16 protein-coding genes and 1 CRISPR repeat array are annotated in these 19,912 nt (G+C 41.5%); of the genes, 10 read left to right on the plus strand and 6 right to left on the minus strand.

Annotation, left to right across the window (positions count from 1 at the left end):
• Positions 1 to 35 precede the first annotated feature (35 nt).
• Positions 36 to 458, minus strand: a complete 423-nt coding sequence (locus tag ACZ5NL_RS02360) for a hypothetical protein (protein ID WP_156882076.1) — start codon at positions 456 to 458, stop codon at positions 36 to 38.
• A gap of 78 nt (positions 459 to 536) precedes the next feature.
• Positions 537 to 6,452: direct repeats of the CRISPR family, unit length 30 nt; unit sequence GTTCCAATAAGACTTTAGAAGAATTGAAAG.
• A gap of 264 nt (positions 6,453 to 6,716) precedes the next feature.
• Here ACZ5NL_RS02360 and ACZ5NL_RS02365 point away from each other — a divergent pair.
• From ACZ5NL_RS02365 to ACZ5NL_RS02395, 7 genes are read left to right on the plus strand one after another with little or no spacing between them, the layout of a single operon-like run.
• Complete coding sequence (locus ACZ5NL_RS02365) at positions 6,717 to 8,066, plus strand: ABC transporter substrate-binding protein (RefSeq protein ID WP_252743483.1); 1,350 nt, start codon at positions 6,717 to 6,719, stop codon at positions 8,064 to 8,066.
• 33 nt (positions 8,067 to 8,099) lie between these two features.
• The gene (locus ACZ5NL_RS02370) at positions 8,100 to 8,975 is read left to right on the plus strand and encodes a carbohydrate ABC transporter permease (RefSeq protein WP_252743484.1); all 876 of its coding nucleotides are present in this window, start codon (positions 8,100 to 8,102) and stop codon (positions 8,973 to 8,975) included.
• Between the two features lie 10 nt (positions 8,976 to 8,985).
• Positions 8,986 to 9,795 carry a carbohydrate ABC transporter permease gene (locus ACZ5NL_RS02375; protein WP_252743485.1) on the plus strand — a complete coding sequence of 270 codons (810 nt, stop codon included), beginning with the start codon at positions 8,986 to 8,988 and terminating at the stop codon, positions 9,793 to 9,795.
• A 6-nt stretch (positions 9,796 to 9,801) separates the two neighbouring features.
• Entirely contained in the window at positions 9,802 to 11,004 is a 1,203-nt protein-coding gene (locus ACZ5NL_RS02380) for a glycosyltransferase (protein ID WP_252743486.1), read from the plus strand.
• A gap of 10 nt (positions 11,005 to 11,014) precedes the next feature.
• Positions 11,015 to 11,875, plus strand: a complete 861-nt coding sequence (locus ACZ5NL_RS02385; RefSeq protein WP_252743487.1) for a carbohydrate kinase family protein — start codon at positions 11,015 to 11,017, stop codon at positions 11,873 to 11,875.
• Between the two features lies 1 nt (position 11,876).
• Positions 11,877 to 12,890 (plus strand): TrmB family transcriptional regulator, encoded by a 1,014-nt coding sequence (locus ACZ5NL_RS02390; protein ID WP_252743488.1) that lies wholly within the window; start codon positions 11,877 to 11,879, stop codon positions 12,888 to 12,890.
• Between the two features lie 4 nt (positions 12,891 to 12,894).
• The gene (locus ACZ5NL_RS02395) at positions 12,895 to 14,013 is read left to right on the plus strand and encodes an ABC transporter ATP-binding protein (RefSeq protein ID WP_252743489.1); all 1,119 of its coding nucleotides are present in this window, start codon (positions 12,895 to 12,897) and stop codon (positions 14,011 to 14,013) included.
• 80 nt (positions 14,014 to 14,093) lie between these two features.
• On the opposite strand, the gene ACZ5NL_RS02400 is transcribed toward ACZ5NL_RS02395, so the two are convergent.
• Together ACZ5NL_RS02400 and ACZ5NL_RS02405 are read right to left on the minus strand one after the other, a co-directional pair.
• The gene (locus ACZ5NL_RS02400) at positions 14,094 to 14,342 is read right to left on the minus strand and encodes a hypothetical protein (RefSeq protein ID WP_252743490.1); all 249 of its coding nucleotides are present in this window, start codon (positions 14,340 to 14,342) and stop codon (positions 14,094 to 14,096) included.
• A 61-nt stretch (positions 14,343 to 14,403) separates the two neighbouring features.
• Positions 14,404 to 15,375 carry a beta-ribofuranosylaminobenzene 5'-phosphate synthase family protein gene (locus ACZ5NL_RS02405; protein WP_252743491.1) on the minus strand — a complete coding sequence of 324 codons (972 nt, stop codon included), beginning with the start codon at positions 15,373 to 15,375 and terminating at the stop codon, positions 14,404 to 14,406.
• A 54-nt stretch (positions 15,376 to 15,429) separates the two neighbouring features.
• Here ACZ5NL_RS02405 and folP point away from each other — a divergent pair, with 54 nt between their 5' ends.
• Positions 15,430 to 16,254, plus strand: a complete 825-nt coding sequence (gene folP, locus ACZ5NL_RS02410; protein WP_252743492.1) for a dihydropteroate synthase — start codon at positions 15,430 to 15,432, stop codon at positions 16,252 to 16,254.
• On the opposite strand, the gene ACZ5NL_RS02415 is transcribed toward folP, so the two are convergent.
• The gene (locus ACZ5NL_RS02415; RefSeq protein ID WP_252743530.1) at positions 16,244 to 17,038 is read right to left on the minus strand and encodes a class II glutamine amidotransferase; all 795 of its coding nucleotides are present in this window, start codon (positions 17,036 to 17,038) and stop codon (positions 16,244 to 16,246) included. The two genes, folP and ACZ5NL_RS02415, sit on opposite strands and share 11 nt — an antisense overlap.
• A 55-nt stretch (positions 17,039 to 17,093) precedes the next feature.
• Here ACZ5NL_RS02415 and ACZ5NL_RS02420 point away from each other — a divergent pair, with 55 nt between their 5' ends.
• Both ACZ5NL_RS02420 and ACZ5NL_RS02425 read left to right on the plus strand, forming a co-directional pair.
• Entirely contained in the window at positions 17,094 to 17,822 is a 729-nt protein-coding gene (locus tag ACZ5NL_RS02420; RefSeq protein WP_464842748.1) for a Rossmann-like domain-containing protein, read from the plus strand.
• A gap of 12 nt (positions 17,823 to 17,834) precedes the next feature.
• Entirely contained in the window at positions 17,835 to 18,707 is an 873-nt protein-coding gene (locus tag ACZ5NL_RS02425) for a type I restriction endonuclease (protein ID WP_464842750.1), read from the plus strand.
• A 60-nt stretch (positions 18,708 to 18,767) separates the two neighbouring features.
• Here ACZ5NL_RS02425 and ACZ5NL_RS02430 read toward each other — a convergent pair whose 3' ends face one another.
• Positions 18,768 to 18,959 (minus strand): hypothetical protein, encoded by a 192-nt coding sequence (locus ACZ5NL_RS02430; RefSeq protein ID WP_464842752.1) that lies wholly within the window; start codon positions 18,957 to 18,959, stop codon positions 18,768 to 18,770.
• 62 nt (positions 18,960 to 19,021) lie between these two features.
• Positions 19,022 to 19,909 (minus strand): hypothetical protein, encoded by an 888-nt coding sequence (locus ACZ5NL_RS02435; RefSeq protein WP_464842754.1) that lies wholly within the window; start codon positions 19,907 to 19,909, stop codon positions 19,022 to 19,024.
• Between the last annotated feature and the right edge of the window lie 3 nt (positions 19,910 to 19,912).

The raw sequence follows: 19,912 nt of genomic DNA on the forward strand, positions 1-19,912 counted from the left end.
TAAACCCGGCAGGATTCTCGTTATTGCCTGAACTTCTATCCTGCCCTTTTTTTATTTGTAATAATGGTTGAGTCTGCTTGAGTGCTGGCGTAGGGTAATTTCTGGAGTTTTTTCAGGAGGTGGTTTGTCAGTTCTTCGAGGTTCAGCTTTTTCTCCCAGTTGTGGAGGGTTGAGTAGTGAATGTTTGCTCCGAAGAATTTTCTGCCGTAGTGCTGGGCGTCTCTGAGAGGTAGGTTGTAGTATTGTTTAAAGAGGAGTATTGCCAGTATTGTTTTTACTGGAAATTTTTTGGATTTTGGCAGGTTCTTCAGCTTTCCTTCTGATTCGAAGTCTGCTAAAACGTCAAGAATTGCGAATGCCACGCTTTCAGGGTCTTTGAGTCTGTGATCCCATCTGGGGATCACGACAACCACCCGAAAGAATTCAGCAAAAACCCTAATAAAGGTTACTATAAACACGCCCCCCTTTGAGGAAAAGCTTATAAATTTCAAGCTCTCTAATTACTTTGTAAGGGATTTAAAGGAAAATTCGCCCCTGTTCCAATAAGACTTTAGAAGAATTGAAAGACATCATCAATTCTTCCAAACCAGACAAGCGTTACTGCGTTCCAATAAGACTTTAGAAGAATTGAAAGTTTGGAAATGGAAACGAAAATTGCAGAAAGCCGGCGTTCCAATAAGACTTTAGAAGAATTGAAAGTTGTTGAAGGTGTAAAAAATAGCAGAAATGCTAAGGAGAGGGCAGTTCCAATAAGACTTTAGAAGAATTGAAAGTGTGATTTAGCGGCATACGAAAAGGAGATTGAACAACGTTCCAATAAGACTTTAGAAGAATTGAAAGCGAAATGGAAATCACATACCTGAAGTACATTTTGGGGAGTTCCAATAAGACTTTAGAAGAATTGAAAGCACTCACATCACTTAAAGATTGAACGCGCAAAGTTACGTTCCAATAAGACTTTAGAAGAATTGAAAGAGCTCTATCGCTATTGCAACAGCTAGGATAACCACTAAGTTCCAATAAGACTTTAGAAGAATTGAAAGGCTGGCTGGCTCGGTGCGTCGTATCCAGTGATAACGAGTTCCAATAAGACTTTAGAAGAATTGAAAGCTATCATAGAAGTAAAGCCTAGATGCGTTTGTTGGTGGTTCCAATAAGACTTTAGAAGAATTGAAAGGTTTGTTTGCTTTCATCTTCGTAAAAGCTTATGTATGTTCCAATAAGACTTTAGAAGAATTGAAAGTTACGCGGTCGCGATCACTGGAGAGAGGGATGGGGAAAGTTCCAATAAGACTTTAGAAGAATTGAAAGGTTTATGCTATCAACGTATGTGAGGATATCCTCAACGTTCCAATAAGACTTTAGAAGAATTGAAAGGGTATGAACGGTACATGTTGGCAAGGATGGAGATATTAAGTTCCAATAAGACTTTAGAAGAATTGAAAGTATTCGCACCTTTATCAACTTTGAACACAAAGGTTCTGTTCCAATAAGACTTTAGAAGAATTGAAAGACGGATTACAAGTCCGTCGCTCTACCAGGCTGAGCCACGTTCCAATAAGACTTTAGAAGAATTGAAAGGTTGAACTTTCAGTTCTTTTTCATCTCGTGCTATTGTGTTCCAATAAGACTTTAGAAGAATTGAAAGCAGGGCTCAGGGCGCGATTGTAGACGCGGACCTCGTGTTCCAATAAGACTTTAGAAGAATTGAAAGAGCAGTTATGGTGGCAATGGAGTCAGAAAACTACACAGTTCCAATAAGACTTTAGAAGAATTGAAAGGGAACTCAAGCTCTTCTTTCGAGAGCGTCCAAACACTCGTTCCAATAAGACTTTAGAAGAATTGAAAGTTCAGCTTTACGATAGCTATGCCGACATATTCACAATAGAGGTTCCAATAAGACTTTAGAAGAATTGAAAGGTCGTTGGGCTTGCAGGGGTTATGGTAGGACTTCTATTTAGACGTTCCAATAAGACTTTAGAAGAATTGAAAGTCCACGTAGACGTAAACAATGCTTGAATCGACGTTAGTTCCAATAAGACTTTAGAAGAATTGAAAGCATGTGGTCTATAGCATCAAGCAACTCATCAACTACGGTTCCAATAAGACTTTAGAAGAATTGAAAGTTCATACACTGTTGCTAACTTTATTTTGCGGGGAGGGTGCGTTCCAATAAGACTTTAGAAGAATTGAAAGAAATATAGGCTCTATCTCAAAATCGTACGGGTCAATTAGTTCCAATAAGACTTTAGAAGAATTGAAAGTTCATTGTCCAACATCACAACACCACCCTCATGTGGTGTTCCAATAAGACTTTAGAAGAATTGAAAGGAAAGTAGCCTTTCGTTGCAATGTTTTCCCTTCTTCTCGTTCCAATAAGACTTTAGAAGAATTGAAAGAAAATTACGCCTTATGCTGTCTGCGAGTATTGTTACCAGTTCCAATAAGACTTTAGAAGAATTGAAAGAGGTGATGAGAAATGGTCGACTTTAGAATTCCCCCCAGTTCCAATAAGACTTTAGAAGAATTGAAAGATATTACTAACAGGTGGTCAAATGGGGAAAGTCATCTGTTCCAATAAGACTTTAGAAGAATTGAAAGATTACTAAACTCAGCACAATAGACAATGCACAAAGTTCCAATAAGACTTTAGAAGAATTGAAAGGTTGCACCCACCGCAGGACGGGCTGGTGCTTTGGTTTGGTTCCAATAAGACTTTAGAAGAATTGAAAGATATCGTGGACGTAACTCATAACGGATATTTGATTTAGTTCCAATAAGACTTTAGAAGAATTGAAAGCATGGTGGGGACGGCACAACAAAAGGAGGTTGCTTGAGGTTCCAATAAGACTTTAGAAGAATTGAAAGAGTAGGTATCATGTTTAAGTACATGAAAAAGAGGTGATCTAGTTCCAATAAGACTTTAGAAGAATTGAAAGGTTGGGTTTGGTATTATGTCACCATCAGTCGATAATGTTCCAATAAGACTTTAGAAGAATTGAAAGCTTTTGAAGAGAACGTTAAAACGATTTTGCAGAACATTGTTCCAATAAGACTTTAGAAGAATTGAAAGAAATCAGCTGTGTCGACTAACTCACCGTTTTTATAAAGTGTTCCAATAAGACTTTAGAAGAATTGAAAGGAGAAATCAGCACTCACTGGATACGGAGTGTTTGGAGTTCCAATAAGACTTTAGAAGAATTGAAAGTTCCCCACATCTTCAAGGCTCTCGACAGTCCCCATTGTTCCAATAAGACTTTAGAAGAATTGAAAGTATTCAGTAACCGCGGCCGTACCGGTTAGACCGTCGGCGTTCCAATAAGACTTTAGAAGAATTGAAAGTCTTTCTATTTCGTCCGCCAGCCTTTCGATGTCGTTATGTTCCAATAAGACTTTAGAAGAATTGAAAGGGGTTTATTTGGGAGTCCCAGCGAAAGGGGACGGCCTAAGTTCCAATAAGACTTTAGAAGAATTGAAAGAATTCTAATTCAGTCAAATAAGCTAGGGAACGGTTAAGTTCCAATAAGACTTTAGAAGAATTGAAAGGCATAGTAGAGAAGTTTAATTTCGTCTTCCGAAAGAGGTTCCAATAAGACTTTAGAAGAATTGAAAGAAACAGAGAGTTCAGCTCACGAACCTTCCGATCAAGCTTGTTCCAATAAGACTTTAGAAGAATTGAAAGGATCTCATCGAGCGAGACGTTGTACTTCTGAGCGAGCGTTCCAATAAGACTTTAGAAGAATTGAAAGCAACTACGCCTTCGCCATCATCGCCATTGAACTCAAAAGGTTCCAATAAGACTTTAGAAGAATTGAAAGGTATATATTGCACTTTCATAGTATGAGTATATTACAAGTTCCAATAAGACTTTAGAAGAATTGAAAGGAACACTACACAGCGATGGCAAGCACAAAATAGACGAGGTTCCAATAAGACTTTAGAAGAATTGAAAGTTAACGTTTATGCTTGCATGGAATTTTGCTAATGGCGTTCCAATAAGACTTTAGAAGAATTGAAAGGCAACGGCTTGTGCCGGCTAATCCAGAGGACAACCTTGTTCCAATAAGACTTTAGAAGAATTGAAAGGAGGGTTTTGGGATTTTACTATGAGAAATTACTCACTCGTTCCAATAAGACTTTAGAAGAATTGAAAGGTCAATTTAGTAGCTTTAACGCCCGTATATTTTTCTGTTCCAATAAGACTTTAGAAGAATTGAAAGTAATTTGTTCATTAGTTTTGTATGTTGGCTTAACTTCGTTCCAATAAGACTTTAGAAGAATTGAAAGAAGCTTTAAACCTGAACCTCCAATTCCAGTATATCTCGTTCCAATAAGACTTTAGAAGAATTGAAAGGCATTTTAGCGATAAGTATATCGGCTTCGTCCAAAAGTTCCAATAAGACTTTAGAAGAATTGAAAGATACTGATAGCAGGAGGAATGTACGTTGTTGTTTTGGCAGTTCCAATAAGACTTTAGAAGAATTGAAAGGTAATAATTAACCTCCCCGCACGAGGGGTGTGGCTGAGTTCCAATAAGACTTTAGAAGAATTGAAAGTGCATATGACATGTACACGAGACTTTGCGCTATGTTTGGTTCCAATAAGACTTTAGAAGAATTGAAAGATGAGGGGTTTAAATGGCATGGCTTAACGGATGGACTGTTCCAATAAGACTTTAGAAGAATTGAAAGGTGCGTGGTGGAAAATCTGTATCACCGGTATATATTGCAGTTCCAATAAGACTTTAGAAGAATTGAAAGTCAGTCGATGATGAACTACCTGTGCGTGGTGGAAAATGTTCCAATAAGACTTTAGAAGAATTGAAAGCTGTTGAAGCGATAGCGTGTATACCGTTTGTACCGGTTCCAATAAGACTTTAGAAGAATTGAAAGGTGGTAGTGCTGCGATGGTTCTTGCGAGCTCGTAACCCGTTCCAATAAGACTTTAGAAGAATTGAAAGTGGGGCCTGTTAATGGTTCTTTCAGTGCCTGCAATGCGTTCCAATAAGACTTTAGAAGAATTGAAAGTTTTCCTCACCTCGCAAAGACGAGAGAAAAACGAAATCGTTCCAATAAGACTTTAGAAGAATTGAAAGCAACTGGCGTGATGCTGAGCGTCTTCATCATAATAGTTGCATGTTCCAATAAGACTTTAGAAGAATTGAAAGATGGCGCAGGGAGATTTTGGAGCACTCAAGGAGCTCAGTTCCAATAAGACTTTAGAAGAATTGAAAGCAGGATGACGAGAAGGTTCGGGTCGTCGACAAGGGTGTTCCAATAAGACTTTAGAAGAATTGAAAGAATGTTCTGCAAAATCGTTTTAACGTTCTCTTCAAAAGGTTCCAATAAGACTTTAGAAGAATTGAAAGGCTTTTATTCCGTTCACTATCGCCGCCCCAATTTGTGGTTCCAATAAGACTTTAGAAGAATTGAAAGGAATCTTTGCAACGAGCAGGTTCGGAACATCGTCTGAGTTCCAATAAGACTTTAGAAGAATTGAAAGGGATTTTGTATTCGAAGTTTATAAAGAAGTGTAGGGGGTTCCAATAAGACTTTAGAAGAATTGAAAGTAAGGAATTCGAGGAAAGGACCGGGATAGTGGTGAAGGGTTCCAATAAGACTTTAGAAGAATTGAAAGTATTACTATCTTTTGAGATCGGAGATATTGGGTGGTGTTCCAATAAGACTTTAGAAGAATTGAAAGATCTGAAGATTGAGGTATGCCTTGAAGATGATGACTCGGTTCCAATAAGACTTTAGAAGAATTGAAAGAAAGAGGGTGGTGGAGTCTTTGCAATCCAGGATCCATCGAGTTCCAATAAGACTTTAGAAGAATTGAAAGTCACGACAAGCTCGCCAAGTGCCGGGAACGCAAGATTGTTCCAATAAGACTTTAGAAGAATTGAAAGCCGAAACAAAGGAAGTCATCGTTGAGCACAAGAGCCTTGGTTCCAATAAGACTTTAGAAGAATTGAAAGTACCAATCAAACCGACCAGCGCACCCGTGAGAATGTCTTGTTCCAATAAGACTTTAGAAGAATTGAAAGCGATCTCCTTGACGAATGAGACGGCCTTTTGATCTCTGTTCCAATAAGACTTTAGAAGAATTGAAAGTCGACAGTTAAGTTTGCTATTAATGTTCCCGTTTCCATGTTCCAATAAGACTTTAGAAGAATTGAAAGTTCCCTGAGGAGCTCGTCCCTCCAGCCCTACTTGTGCTGTTCCAATAAGACTTTAGAAGAATTGAAAGGAAAATATTCTCAATGCTCTCGATCACAGTTAAAAACATTCCAATAAGACTTTAGAAGAATTGAAAGCGCTCCTTATAGGGTATATATCGAAGGTTTCAACAATGGTTCCAATAAGACTTTAAAAGAATTGAAAGTCGGTGAGTTTTGGAGCGGAAGAATACGGCTTAGTCGAGTTCCAATAAGACTTTAAAAGAATTGAGCGTGAGCCTTTCTCCCCTGTTTCTACTCTTATTGTAGAAGACATGGCTTCTTCTCCATAATGGTTATGTTAAATTGTCTGTTAACTTGAGAGCTCATTTGCAAAAACATCACAAAGAGAATCAGGAATTGGAAAAATCGAAGAGCTAACATTAATGTATACCCTAGCATTATATGTACACATATGTTCAGAAAAGCTTATATATGAAGTTGGTTGTTAATTTACTGAAAGTACTATATACTACTACAAGTACATGAGGTGCTAAACATGAGAAAATTAGTGTTTGCCGTGTTGCTCCTTGGAATTTTGGGTTTTAGTGTAATAGCAAGTGGGTGCATTGGGGGTGGCAAAACAACTAGCACAGCAACACAAACACAGTCTTCAAGCCAAGAAGAACAGAAGATTATTGAACTCGAATTCTGGCATGGGATTGAAGCCCCAGAAAATCAAAAGGTTCTCGAAGAACTAGTCAACAAATTTATGGAGAAACACCCAAACATTAGGATAAAGATTGTCAACTATGGAGCCCAAGATAAGGCTGTTCCAAAGATTATGGCTGCTGTACAAGCAGGCACTCCTCCAGATCTTGTATGGTTGAACCCAGCCCAGACTGGCTTTTTTGCAGAAGCAGGAGTTTTAGCTCCTGTTGAGGATTTCATAAAGAACGACCCGTCATTTAACAAGGATGACATATACGAGGGGCTCTGGGAGCTTGGAACATACAAAGGAAAGATATATACGGCCCCCTTTGATACAAACAACTTGGCGATTTATTATAACAAAGAGCTCTTCAGAGAAGCAGGTCTCGACCCCGAGGCTTACATGGGTAAAGCCTTAACTTGGGAGGAATTTAGAGAACTTGCAAGAAAACTCACAAAGGACAAAGATGGAGACGGTGAAATAGATCAGTACGGCTTTATGGTTCCTTTTGGTAGATATGAGTGGACAGTCTGGACTTGGGAGGTTTTCTTATGGTCAGCAGGTGGAGAATTACTTGATGAAAATGGAAAACCTGCATTTGCAAGTGATGCTGGAGTTAAGGCACTTCAATACTGGGTCGATCTTGTTTACAAAGACAAAGTTGCTAAGCTTAGCGAACCCAATGCAGGTTACAAGCTAGATGACTTCTTTGCCGGAAGGGTTGCAATGACAATAAACGGACCTTGGAATTTCCCAGTCCTTAAAGAGCAAAATTGGCTCGACAAGGTAGGAGTTATGCTAATGCCCTACGACAAAAGAATTGCAACAAACATTGGTGGTGAGAACCTTTTCATCTTTAAAACTACACCTGAGAGAGAAAAAGCCGCTTGGGAATTTGCAAAATACATTATGAGTCCTGAATTCCAGGTCACATGGGCTTTAAAAACTGGGTACCTTCCAGTTTGTAAGAGCGCTGCAGAGGATCCAGAATACAAGAAATTCCTTGAGGAGAATCCCTTCATTAAGATTTATGTAGAAAACTTACAGTACGGAAAAGCTAGACCACCAGTTCCACAGTACCCAGATATGTCTGCCGCAATCGGTGAAGCAATTGAAGCAGCGCTACTTCAGAAAAAAGATCCCGCCCAAGCATTAAAAGAAGCACAGGAAAAAATAATGTCGTTATTTAGTTCTTGATACTTCTCTTCTAATTTTTTTGGAGGGAGAAAAATGGCAATCCGGGAATTCAAACAACAACTTGAAGCCTACATGTTTTTAAGCCCGGCACTTATAATCATGTTATCGTTTCTTGCTTATCCTGTAGTCTATTTAGTGTATATCAGTTTTTTTGACTGGAGAGGGCTAGGAGGTAAGGAATTCGTTTTTCTGGAGAATTATAAAAATATCTTGACAAATCCTGAATTTTGGAATGTATTTAAGAATACTCTGGTTTATTTGGCGGGAGTTGTCCCAACCACAATGGTAATATCCCTCTTTCTTGCTGTTTTCTTAAACTCAAAAATAAGAATGAGGAGCATATACAGAACATCAATATTCTCTCCAACTGCAATATCTTTTGTTGCTACAGGGATAATTTGGGTTTGGATGTTTAATACAGATTATGGTCTCGTTAATAGAGTTCTGGAGTATTTTGGAATTTCAAGTATAGACTGGCTTAGAAGTACACGGTGGGCTATGGTTGCCGTCATAATAGCGACGGTATGGGCAAGGGTTGGATATTTCATGGTCATTTATTTGGCAGGGCTTCAAACAATTCCCGAAGATTACTATGAAGCTGCCAGCATAGATGGTGCAAACTCACTTCAGAGGTTCATTAAAATAACACTGCCTCTGCTAAAGCCAACTCATGTGCTCGTTCTTGTTATGCTAACGATTTTCTCTTTCAGAGATTTCGACCAGATATATGCTATGACTGGAGGAGGCCCCATGATGTCAACTACAACGCTTGCGTATTACATATACGTGCTAAGCTTTGAGCGCTTTAGATTTTCCCAAGGAGCGACTGTGGCAGTGATACTCCTAATTCTTGTCCTCTTTGTTCAGTATCTCCAGAGAAAGGCGTTTGGGGAGGAGGCAATATATTGAGGTGGGGGATATGAAGTGGAAAAATATTGTAATTCACGGGATTATTTTGGTCGTGGTTATAATAGTCTTAATCCCAATCATATGGACATTTTTCACATCACTCAAAGACCCGATAGAGATCGCTCAAGGGGGGCTATTGCCCAAAGTATGGCACTGGGAAAATTATAAGCTGGCATGGGCCCAAGGTGAGTTTCCAAGAAAGTTCCTAAACAGTTTAATAGTAGCTTTCACAGTAACGCTGGGTCAGGTTATAACATCGGCAATGGCCGGATATGCCCTTGCCAGAATGGAATTCAAAGGCAAAGACCTGATATTCAGTATTGCAATAGCAACAATGCTTCTTTCAGAGCAGATAATTATTGTACCCTTGTACCTAATATTGGCAAAATTAGGATGGATCGACAGTTACAGGGGACTTGCAATTCCATGGTTTTTTAATGGATTTGGTGTGTTCTTATTCAGGCAGTTCTTTTTAACAATTCCAAGGGACATAGAAGAAGCTGCTATAGTAGATGGAGCTTCGAGATTTAGGATACTTTGGCAGATAATGCTTCCGCTAGCAACTCCTGCAGTGTTAACGCTTTCAATGTTCACGTTTATAGCAGAATGGAATTCTCTTTTCAAATGGCTAATCTTAACAAAATCTCCGGAGATAAGAAACGTACAGCTAGGCCTTATTATCTTCCAAGAGCAATTTATAGCCCAGTATCATCTCTTAACTGCCGCAACAATACTTGTATCACTTCCCTCGATACTACTGTTCCTCATCGGCCAGAGGTACTACATCAAGGGTATTGCTACAACAGGAGTTAAGGGGTGATTAATGATGAAGGTTGCCATGATAACTCCCCATGGTGACCCGCTCGGAAAGCTCGGCGAACCCGACACGGGCGGGCAATGTGTTTACGTCAAGGAGCTCAGCAAACACCTCGGAAAGCTCGGAGTTAAAGTGGACATATTCACGAGGCAGAGGGGCGGAAGAAAGGGGATAGAGCACATAAACGAGAACGTTAGGGTCATCAGGATAGAGTGCGGGCCCGAGGGATTCATCCCCAAGGAAAAGCTCATGCCGTACCTCCCGGAGTTCACGGACAGGGTCTCGGAGTACTTCGAGAGGGAAGCCTATGACGTCATTCACACCCACTACTGGGACGGCGGCTTCGTAGGGATGGAGCTCAAGAAGCGCCACGGGGCCAAAATGGTGCACACCTCCCACTCGCTCGGGATACTAAAGGCGAAGGCCTTAGGAGACTTCGAGCCCTATAAGGAGAGGATAGAGCTCGAAAAGAAGATCTACGAGACGAGCGACGCTATAGTAGCAACGACCGAGATTGAAAAGAACGACATAGCAACCCTCTACGAGATACCAAGAGAAAAAATCCACGTGATTCCCATAGGCGTGGACACAGCATTTTACAGGCCGATGGGAGAGAAGGGAGAGCTGAAGAGGGAACTCGGCCTCCCGGACGTCCCTCTGGTGTTTGCACTAGCGAGGCTCGACCCGAGGAAGGGGCTCGACCTCCTCATAAAGAGCGTCCCGTACATAAGGGAATACTACTCGGGGGACTTCCTCGTGCTCATAAGCACAGGCACCGGGGCGAAGGAAGAGGAGAAGGAGATGAACAAGCTCTTGAACCTCATCGAGAGCCTCGGGGTGAAGGAGCACGTCAAGATAATCCCTGCCATAGAGCCCATTACCATGGTTCCTAGGTACTACTCCGCGGCGGACGTCTTCGTATTGCCCTCCCCCTACGAGCCCTTCGGGATAGTCATGCTCGAGGCAATGGCATGCAAGGCCCCCATAGTCGCCACCAAGTTCGGCGGCCCGGCGGAGGTTCTCCAGGACGGATACGACGGCTTTCTCGTTGACCCGAAGGACTCAAGGGAGATGGGGAAGAAAATAGCACTACTTCTTGAGGATAATGAATTACGGAAAATCTTCGCAGAAAGGGCTTACCAAAAAGTCAGAGAAAAGTACTCGTGGAAGGTTGTTGCTAAAGAAATGCGCAGTCTCTATCAAAAGCTGTGAGGTGAAAGAGATGCTCGATGTACTTTCAATTGGAGAAGTATTGGTTGACCTGAAAATTATAGACAGTAAGCTTAGCATGCACACTGGTGGTTCTTGCCTCAATGTTGCTTTTTATGCTAGTCAGGCAGGGGCTCGTTCTTCCTTTATAGGTACCATAGGCAACGACTTCTTGGGAGATTATATAATAAGGGAACTCAACGAGCTTGAGTTTAAGCCCATGCTTTCAGTCGTCGACAGCAATACAACTTTGGTACTAATAAAGACCGAGAAAGAAAGTCCTATCCCAGTAATCTACAGAGATGCTGATAGGTTTATAACAAAAGAACAGGTAGAAAAGAACTGGAAAGACGCGAAGATTGTGCATACTTCTGCTTTTGCCCTCTCCCTTTTTCCTTCTAAAGAAGTGATTTTAGAAGTCTTAAAAGAAGCCAAGGAAAATGGGGCCCTAATCTCCATTGATCCCAACTATAGAAGGGAGATCTGGAAAAGATGGGGAGCTGATGAAAAAGCTCTGCTTGAAGCAATTTCGCTTGCGGACTTTGTTAAGCCTTCTCTTGATGATGCAAAGGAGCTCTTTGGAACCAAGGATCCAATAGATGTCTTACAAAATTTTAAGAAGCTCGGAGCAAATAATGTTATCCTCAGTATGGGCTCTAAGGGAGTCTTGGCTCTAACGGAGGATGGAAAATTTATTCAAATACCCGCCAAGAAAGTTAAGTTAGTCGATCCTACTGGTGCGGGTGATTCTCTCCTGGGAACAGTGTTGGCAAAGCTTTCACAAGGATATGACATGGAAGAAGCTATATGGTTTGGAGTAGAAGTTGCTTCGGAGGTAGTTAGTAGAGAAGGAACATTGGTAAAGGTGAGGTAATGTGGAAAGTCTGTTAGAAAAGTTAAAGAGGTTTGGATTCACAAAGTACGAAGCTTTAACATATATTACTCTCTTGGCTAATGGCCCTCTTACTGCTAGAGGAATATCTCAGTTGGCTCAAATACCCTACAATAGAACCTACGATGTTTTGACATCTCTTAAGGAAAGGGGATTTGTTGAGGAACTGGAAGGTAAGACAAGAACATTTGTTGCAGTTGAGCCCGAAATAGCTTTTCACCGCTACAGTAAGTCGCTAAGGGAGCTGATTGACGAAATTAAAAAGTTTGCCGAAGATATGAAGGTAGAGAGGAAAAAGTATGCAATATGGAGATTTTCTTCTCCAGAAGAGGCCATATTAAGCCTAAAAAACATGATGCAAGACACAAAGTTTGAATTCACATTATTAGCACCTTCTGATTTCATTTCAGGAATTAAAGACGAATTGGAGGTACTTTTAAACAGAGGAATTACTGTCTCAATATACACTAACGAAGAAGTTAGCATACCTACCAATGGAAACTTATTTGTTAGGAGAACTAACAAAACTGGACATATTATTGCTATGAATGATATCAGGGAGGTTTTAGTTTCCCCCAGCCTCGTTTTTAACGTTGGTGAGGAACTCCCCTCGGGATTCAAATCAAACTTTCCTGAGATAATTTTCTCGTATTATATCTACCTCAGGGACATTTTTGAAGAATCCACTCTTATTTCCTCCGTTTTGAAAAGAAACAAAGAGATAAAATTTGCGATATATTTTCATGCCCTCCAGACTATTGAGCAATTGTTCACTGAGGGAGTTGAATTTGATGCTGAAGTTTACACTACCTCAGGGGAGACACTCAAAGGAAAGGTGCTTGATTTTACTAGCACCAAAATAATAAACAATTTACTCTTAGACACAGGAAAAAGAAAAGTTCTTGTCGGAGGGCCATTTTCGATACTTGAGGACTATGAAGAGGTAGGAATTATCCTTTACCCAAAGAACGTTCAAACGAGTAAAGAGAGGAGGTGATTTTATGGCTGGTGTGAGGCTTGTTAACGTCTGGAAGCAGTTTGGGGAAGTCACCGCAGTCAAGAACATGAATTTAGACATTAAGGATGGCGAATTCATGATACTCCTCGGCCCAAGCGGTTGCGGTAAAACAACCACCCTGAGAATGATCTCAGGCTTAGAAGAGCCAACAAAAGGCCAAATCTACATTGGAGACAAACTCGTCGCAGATCCGGAAAAAGGAGTCTTCATCGCACCCAAGGATAGGGACATCGCCATGGTCTTCCAGAGCTACGCGCTTTACCCCCACATGACGGTTTACGACAACATTGCTTTTCCACTCAAGCTAAGAAAAGTCCCAAAGCAAGAAATCGATCAAAGAGTTAGAGAAGTCGCGGAAATGCTCGGCTTAACAGAACTACTCAAAAGAAAACCCAGGGAATTAAGCGGAGGACAGAGGCAGAGAGTAGCCCTCGGGAGGGCCATCGTGAGGAAACCCCAGGTCTTTCTCATGGACGAGCCGTTAAGCAACCTGGACGCTAAACTTAGGGTGAAAATGCGCGCCGAATTGAAAAAACTCCAGAGGCAATTAGGCGTCACGACAATTTACGTAACCCACGATCAAGTTGAAGCAATGACCATGGGCGACAGGATTGCCGTCATCAACGCTGGCGAGTTACAGCAAGTCGGTTCGCCGGATGAGGTTTATGATAAGCCCGCAAACACTTTCGTGGCAGGCTTCATCGGCTCGCCTCCGATGAACTTCATGGACGCGAGCATTACCGAAGACGGTTTCGCCGACTTTGAAGAATTCAAACTCAAGCTCCTCCCAGAGCAGGTGGAGGTTCTCAGGGAGGCCAACCTCATCGGTAAGGAAGTTATCTTCGGCATTCGCCCGGAGGATCTCTACGATGCAGTGTTTGCTCAGGTGAAGGTTCCTGGGGAGAATTTGGTTAGGGCTGTGGTTGAGATTGTGGAGAATTTGGGTAGTGAGAGGATTGTGCATTTGCGTGTTGGTGATGTGACTTTTGTTGGCTCTTTCAGGTCGGAGTCGAGAGTTAAGGAGGGTCAGGAGGTTGACGTGGTCTTCGACATGCGGAAGGCGCACGTCTTCAACAAGAAAACCGGAAAAGCAATTTTGTAACTTGGTCTGACTTTCTCAATTGAGTTTTTCTTTTTATTGTGCTTCTTGTGAAAAGGACAGAAATTATAAGTTCGCATGAGTTAGCGCTTGTTAACTTCTTTCTTTTTCAGTCTCTTAATCCTCTTCCTAAGCCAATCGTAGCTTATATCAACCCCATCCGCCTTCATGATCTTCCATAGGCTTTTGATAGGCAAGTCTGGGCACTTTTTGAAGTAGCGCTTGAGTGTCGCATCACTCAGCTTTGGAGCTCTCTCTTTCTGCTTCCTAGCCTCCCTGTCCTCCATATTCCTCCCGAGCCTGTCAATGGCAAAAACAATAACCGCGTCCATGGGGTTACTTTTGATGAAGCAAAGTAGGGCTTGAAAGACCCACCTCAAAAACAAAATTGCACTACTTCTGGGCAACTTTGTTAATGAGCCTCAAGATGTAAGTGTTCTCTTCAACGGTTGTTGCTCCCCTGTTTCTTGGGATGCCTAAGTCGATAGTAGCTCTAATCCCATGCTCCTTGAGAAAATCATGAGCCTTTGCTTTTATATTCCCATATTCACTCCTTTTTATCAGTCCATAGACCGTTGGTCCCCAGGAGCTTTGTCCATAGCCGTATGTGTTCTCATTCAGGAACTCCATGATGAGCTTAACGTCCTCCCTGAACTCTCCACCTTGATACTCTTCAAAATGCTTCCCAACCAGTTTTTGAATTTCACTCAGATACTTTCCAAACTCTTCGATGTTTCTCTCCTTTAACGCCGGCAACAGTCCCAAAAGAACTCTGTGGGAGATTTTCTCCGCTATGCTGCTTTCTCCTTTCACGCTCTGCATTATTGGTTTTTCCTCCTCCTCGTCAAAGCCCCTCTTTGCTTCCGGGATTATTAAGAGAAATCCCCACTCCTCTGGAAACTCCTCCCTGATAATTAAAGGTGAAATTTTGCCTTTAACACCACCGTCTATCACAAACCCACCGTACTTAAAAGCGTAAATTCCAGCACCAGAGTTTTTTCCCCTGCCAAGAAGATGAGCCAGATCCTCGATTTCAATCCTAAGGGAGTTAAGCCTTGCTATTCCCAATCCTACAGCAAGCGTTAGCTGAGTAGTGGAGCCTAAGCCGACGTGCCTTGGGATGGCTTTCTCAACCTCAATGAGGTAGTTAAATCCCGTTGTAAATTTCTGATTCATTCTATCAACAGCATGGCGTATTGTTTTAGTGTCCTCTTCACTTGCCCTTATTTCAAGCTTATCATGGGGCATTACCCTTATTCTGTACCCTCCCTCAAGGGCAACTCCAAGTGATCCAAATCTCCTCCCCAATGATCCGGAAGGATCTATCAAACCCAAGTGTAGCCTCTTCGGTGTCTCGATTAACATTTTCTCACCCCAAATTTTTATAGTGTGGGCATTAAAACACTTTTCGGTGAGAGCATGAAGTTTGCAGGGGTAAGTTTAGATGAGCCAAAAATTATGGGAGTTATTAACGTTTCCCCAGAAAGCTTCTATAAGGGAAGCGTTAGGCAAAATGAGGAGGAGCTGATAGAAACTGCAGTTCAAATGGTGAAGGAAGGGGCCTCTTTTATAGACATCGGGGCGAAGTCCACAGCACCGTACTTAGAAACCCAGATACCCGTAGAAGAAGAGATTAGAAGGGCAGTCTGGGCGATAAGCACCATCAGGGAGCATGTTAAAGTTCCAATAAGCATAGATACAACTAATGCAAAGGTTGCCGAGGAAGCTATCAAGGTGGGAGCGGACATCATAAACGACGTTACCGGTCTTAAAGGAGACTCAAGGATGGCAGAAGTTGCCAAGGAGTACGATGTTCCGGTGATAGTTTGTGCCCATAAAGAAGTAAAGAACTTCACAGATCCAGTTCATGAAGTCATTGATGCCCTCGAAGAGAGCCTCCAGATTGCATATAAAAACGGCATTGAAAAAGAGAGAATAGCAATTGACCCGGCAATTGGATTTCTAAGGCCTAAATATCCTCCATGGTATGAGTGGGATGCTAAGATTATCGCAAACCTGAACCTGCTAAAAGTCTTTGGGCTTCCCATCCTGGTTGGAGTATCGAGGAAGTCGTTTATAGGAGCCATAACCGGAAGAAAAGACCCGCTGGAAAGATTAGCCGGAAGTTTAAGTGCAACAGCGATAGCAGTATGGAATGGTGTTAACATTGTAAGAACCCACGACGTTAAAGAGACCCTCGATGCCGTAAAGATGGCGAACTTCATAAAAAAGTTTAGAGAGTGAGCTCCCTCACCTCGAACTTTTCCTCCTTTAAGTCTATGGTTGTGTAAAATGCCCTTCCGTTTGGAATTTCTTCAAAGGGAAGGGACGAATAGAGCTCAAAGGTTGAAGATACAATGGCAAAGAGACCTTTTTCTTCAACTTTTAAAAGGCGTGAATATCTCCTGTACAGCGGGTCTTTCTCTCTCTTCTCCACCATGTAGGCAGTTACAAACCCCCTAACCTCATCCGGAGTTATTAAAAGGGTGCCCGTGTTGAGCGTGGTCTTAACTACGGGAAGGGCAGCTTTAAATGCGCTAAGAACCTCACTTTCCTCAAATGAGGACAATTTGCTCAAAAGATATAGGCCAAATACATAGCTGTCGGAAGCGTCTTTAAGTTCTTCTTCCCTAAGCCCCGCCATTTTTATAAGTTCATCCTTTTTTAGGTCGCCGTTGTGATAAAACCAAAATGCAAAGCCCTTTGGAGACGAATAAGAAAACGGTTGAGCATTGAATAGGTTGACACTTCCTTGGCTTGCAGCTCTCGTGTGGGCCAATAAAACTCCAAAACCTTTTAAGGAGTCTAAAAGCTTTTCAACTCCTTCTTTATCCTCAAAAATAGGTTTGATCGTTTTGTAATGTTCGGCTTTGTCTTTGGACATCCAGAAGAATCCCCATCCATCTTTATGGGAGGGACTCTTACCTAATGCTACTTTATAAAGGTCATTTTCAGAGGATTTTACCAGCGCATCTACAAGGTCTTTCATCGCTTCTCCATTTCCAACTGCAAACAGCACCCTGCACATTTTATCCACCAAACTTTTTTAGGCAATACTGTTTAAAAAGATTGGAGGAGTAGAAATGATGCTGAAGCTGTTAAAAGAGAGGGCAATAAAAGCAATCGAAGAGGAATTTAAGCTGGTGGACTTTTCTTTCGCTTTACCATACACTTACGTTGTTATTGAAGGGGAAAAGGGAAAATCCGTAGGGCTGGCCATGACTCTCCCGGAGGAAGTTGGCGAATATAAAAATACCTTTACAAAGCCAAGCTTGGAGGAGTTTATAGAAAAGGCAGACAGCCTTAACATCATAGAGAGAACCCTTGGGCTCGCTGCGATCAACGCGGTCTCTCAGTACTACTTGGAGGTGGATGAGGAGAGAGACGCCGTAGATATAATAGAGGAAGAAAAAGTTGCGGTTATAGGAAACATGCCGCCTATCGTAAAAGCGTTGAAAGATAAGAACAAAGAGGTGTTCGTGTTCGAGAGAAACCCCAAGCTCTGGGACAGAGAGACCTTAAGTGATGCCCTTGAGTACGTTCTTCTCCCCGAGATGGACGCTGTAATCGTGAGTGGTTCCGCTTTGTTAAACTGCACCATTGATATGATAGTCGAGAGAAGTAAAAGGGCAAAAAAGATTGTGCTAACAGGAGCAACAGCCCAAGCCCTACCAGAATTCTTTAACGGAACAGGGATTACCCATCTGGCCTCTGCAAAGGTTATCGATGTGGAGAAAGCCCTTATAAATCTAAAGCTCGGAAGCTTTAGAGGATTCGGGAAGCAGAGCAAGAAGTATGTTATTGGAGTCTGAAAGGTGTGAGAGATGCTTGAAATCCAGAGGGCTGTAATAAGCGTTCTCAAAAAGGTTCGAGAACACAGACTGCTCTATGAAAGGAACGAGGAGGCGGTAAAACAGCACCTTATAGGGGAGATATTCAAAGCCCTAGGATGGAACTGGGAGAATCCAAAGGAGGTAAGACCCGAAGAGAGGACGGAAGAGGGGAGGGCCGATTATGCCCTTGTAATTCATGACAAAGTGGTAGCTTATCTGGAGGCTAAAAATTTAAGCGTGAACGTTTTGAGAAGTGAAAAGCCTCTAAGACAGCTCGCAAAATACTGCTTCTCTCACGGAGTCAAATACGGCATCTTAACAAACGGCATACAGTGGAAGGTAGTGAAGTCCTTCGAAGAAAACTCCACTCTTGAAGAGAGGGTTCTTCTAAAGATAGATCTCTTCAACGAGCCCTTCGAAAAGAGCTCCCTAAAACTCAGCTTTCTCTCAAAGGAGAAGATCACCTCGCTGGAAGAATACGTCAGTTACCTAAAGGCCTTTGATTGGGGGTTTGAGATGCTCAAGGCAAGGGGCTACTCGAGAGATTATCTACTTTCATACCTACAAAGCACGATAAGACCAGGATTTTTCCTTCTGGAGCACCTAAGCGGTGATGAAATTCCACAAGCCCTCTACGTATACGACAACGGATGGAAATTAGTTCCCCTAATCGAGAAGAGCATGAAAGGCGTTCTGCTTTCCCTCCTGCTATACTTGGCAGAGAGGGCTGAGGGAAAAGAAAAAACCGAATTACTCGAAGCATATCGGCACTTAAGAGGGGTTCCCTTAGATGGGGAGAAGATAATGTTCCTCCTCAAAGGTTTGGAAAAAGAAAAGGGCATTAAAGTGGGGATTGAAATCTAAGATCCCTTCCTTCTACTGTGACTCAGATCAAATGGCTTGAAGAATTTTTATAATGGGGCACTACCCTGGAATAGAGAGCACTTTCCTAACATCATCCGCTGAAAAAGATGTGTTAACGACCAACGGATTGTAACCCTCTTTTACAATCTCTTCTTTCTCCACAGTAACTAAATAAACTAGGGCAACCAAGACCCCTAAAACCAGAACAACCGAGGATTTCTTCATCCCTGCTTTCCCCCGTATTCCGACCATATTTCCATTTGGTATGAACGATTTTACATAAATCCACTCACCACTCCCTCAACTATACTAAGTCATGTGCTCTGCTTAATTTCAAACATCCTATCCTCATCCTCTTGCATTTCTAAGTGGAGATAATTCCCGCAGATTTTTAACCTTCTTACTTTCCCTTTAATTTCAATACACCTTTGAGACTTTAAATTTGAGGTTAAGACACATAACTTTGAAACATTATCACTAATAGGGTAAGCAAAGGCAAGGTATTTCTCATTCACATCAAAACTCTCAATCTTTGAAAGCTCCATCTCTTTCTTTTTTATAAGCTCTCCGTGGTATGTAAAAAGATATATCCCCTTACTTGAAAGAATGTACACACTTCCATTAACAACTTTTCCTCCAAAAAGTTCCACCCCTGAGAATTCTTTATCCGAACAAAATCTCCTTACTATGTCTCCTTTCTCAACATTTCCCCACTCGAGACAATAGTTGCTTAATTCGTTTGTTATGGGATTCCTATAAGCAGACAATAGAAATACATGAAGCTCATCTTTGAATATACTCAATAACGAATATTCTGAGTTAAAGTTAGTTGTCCTCCAAATTTGCCATTTTTTGACTAAATTGTAATCGTAAAATTCCATGTTTAGTTCTCCAGACCAAGCATATATCAAAAAGCCATTATTAAAATAGAAGTAGCCATTTTTGTTATTCCCTTCCAAAGTTATATTTCTTATAGCTGTTCCATTAGGGAAAGATATTATAAACTGCGAGTAAGGCTTAAGCCCATTATCTATTGGGATGTCTAGACTCTCAACCTTAATTTTTATTGGGGGCATAAAATCGTAGAACGAGCATACCAAAGGGCTTTTTTTACTCTCTACGATATTAAATCCAGTATTAATACACATAGTCCCTCCAATGAGAGTAAAAACAAAAAGAAGTAAAAATGTCTTCTTTTTCATATT

The organism is Thermococcus aegaeus (assembly GCF_055393685.1).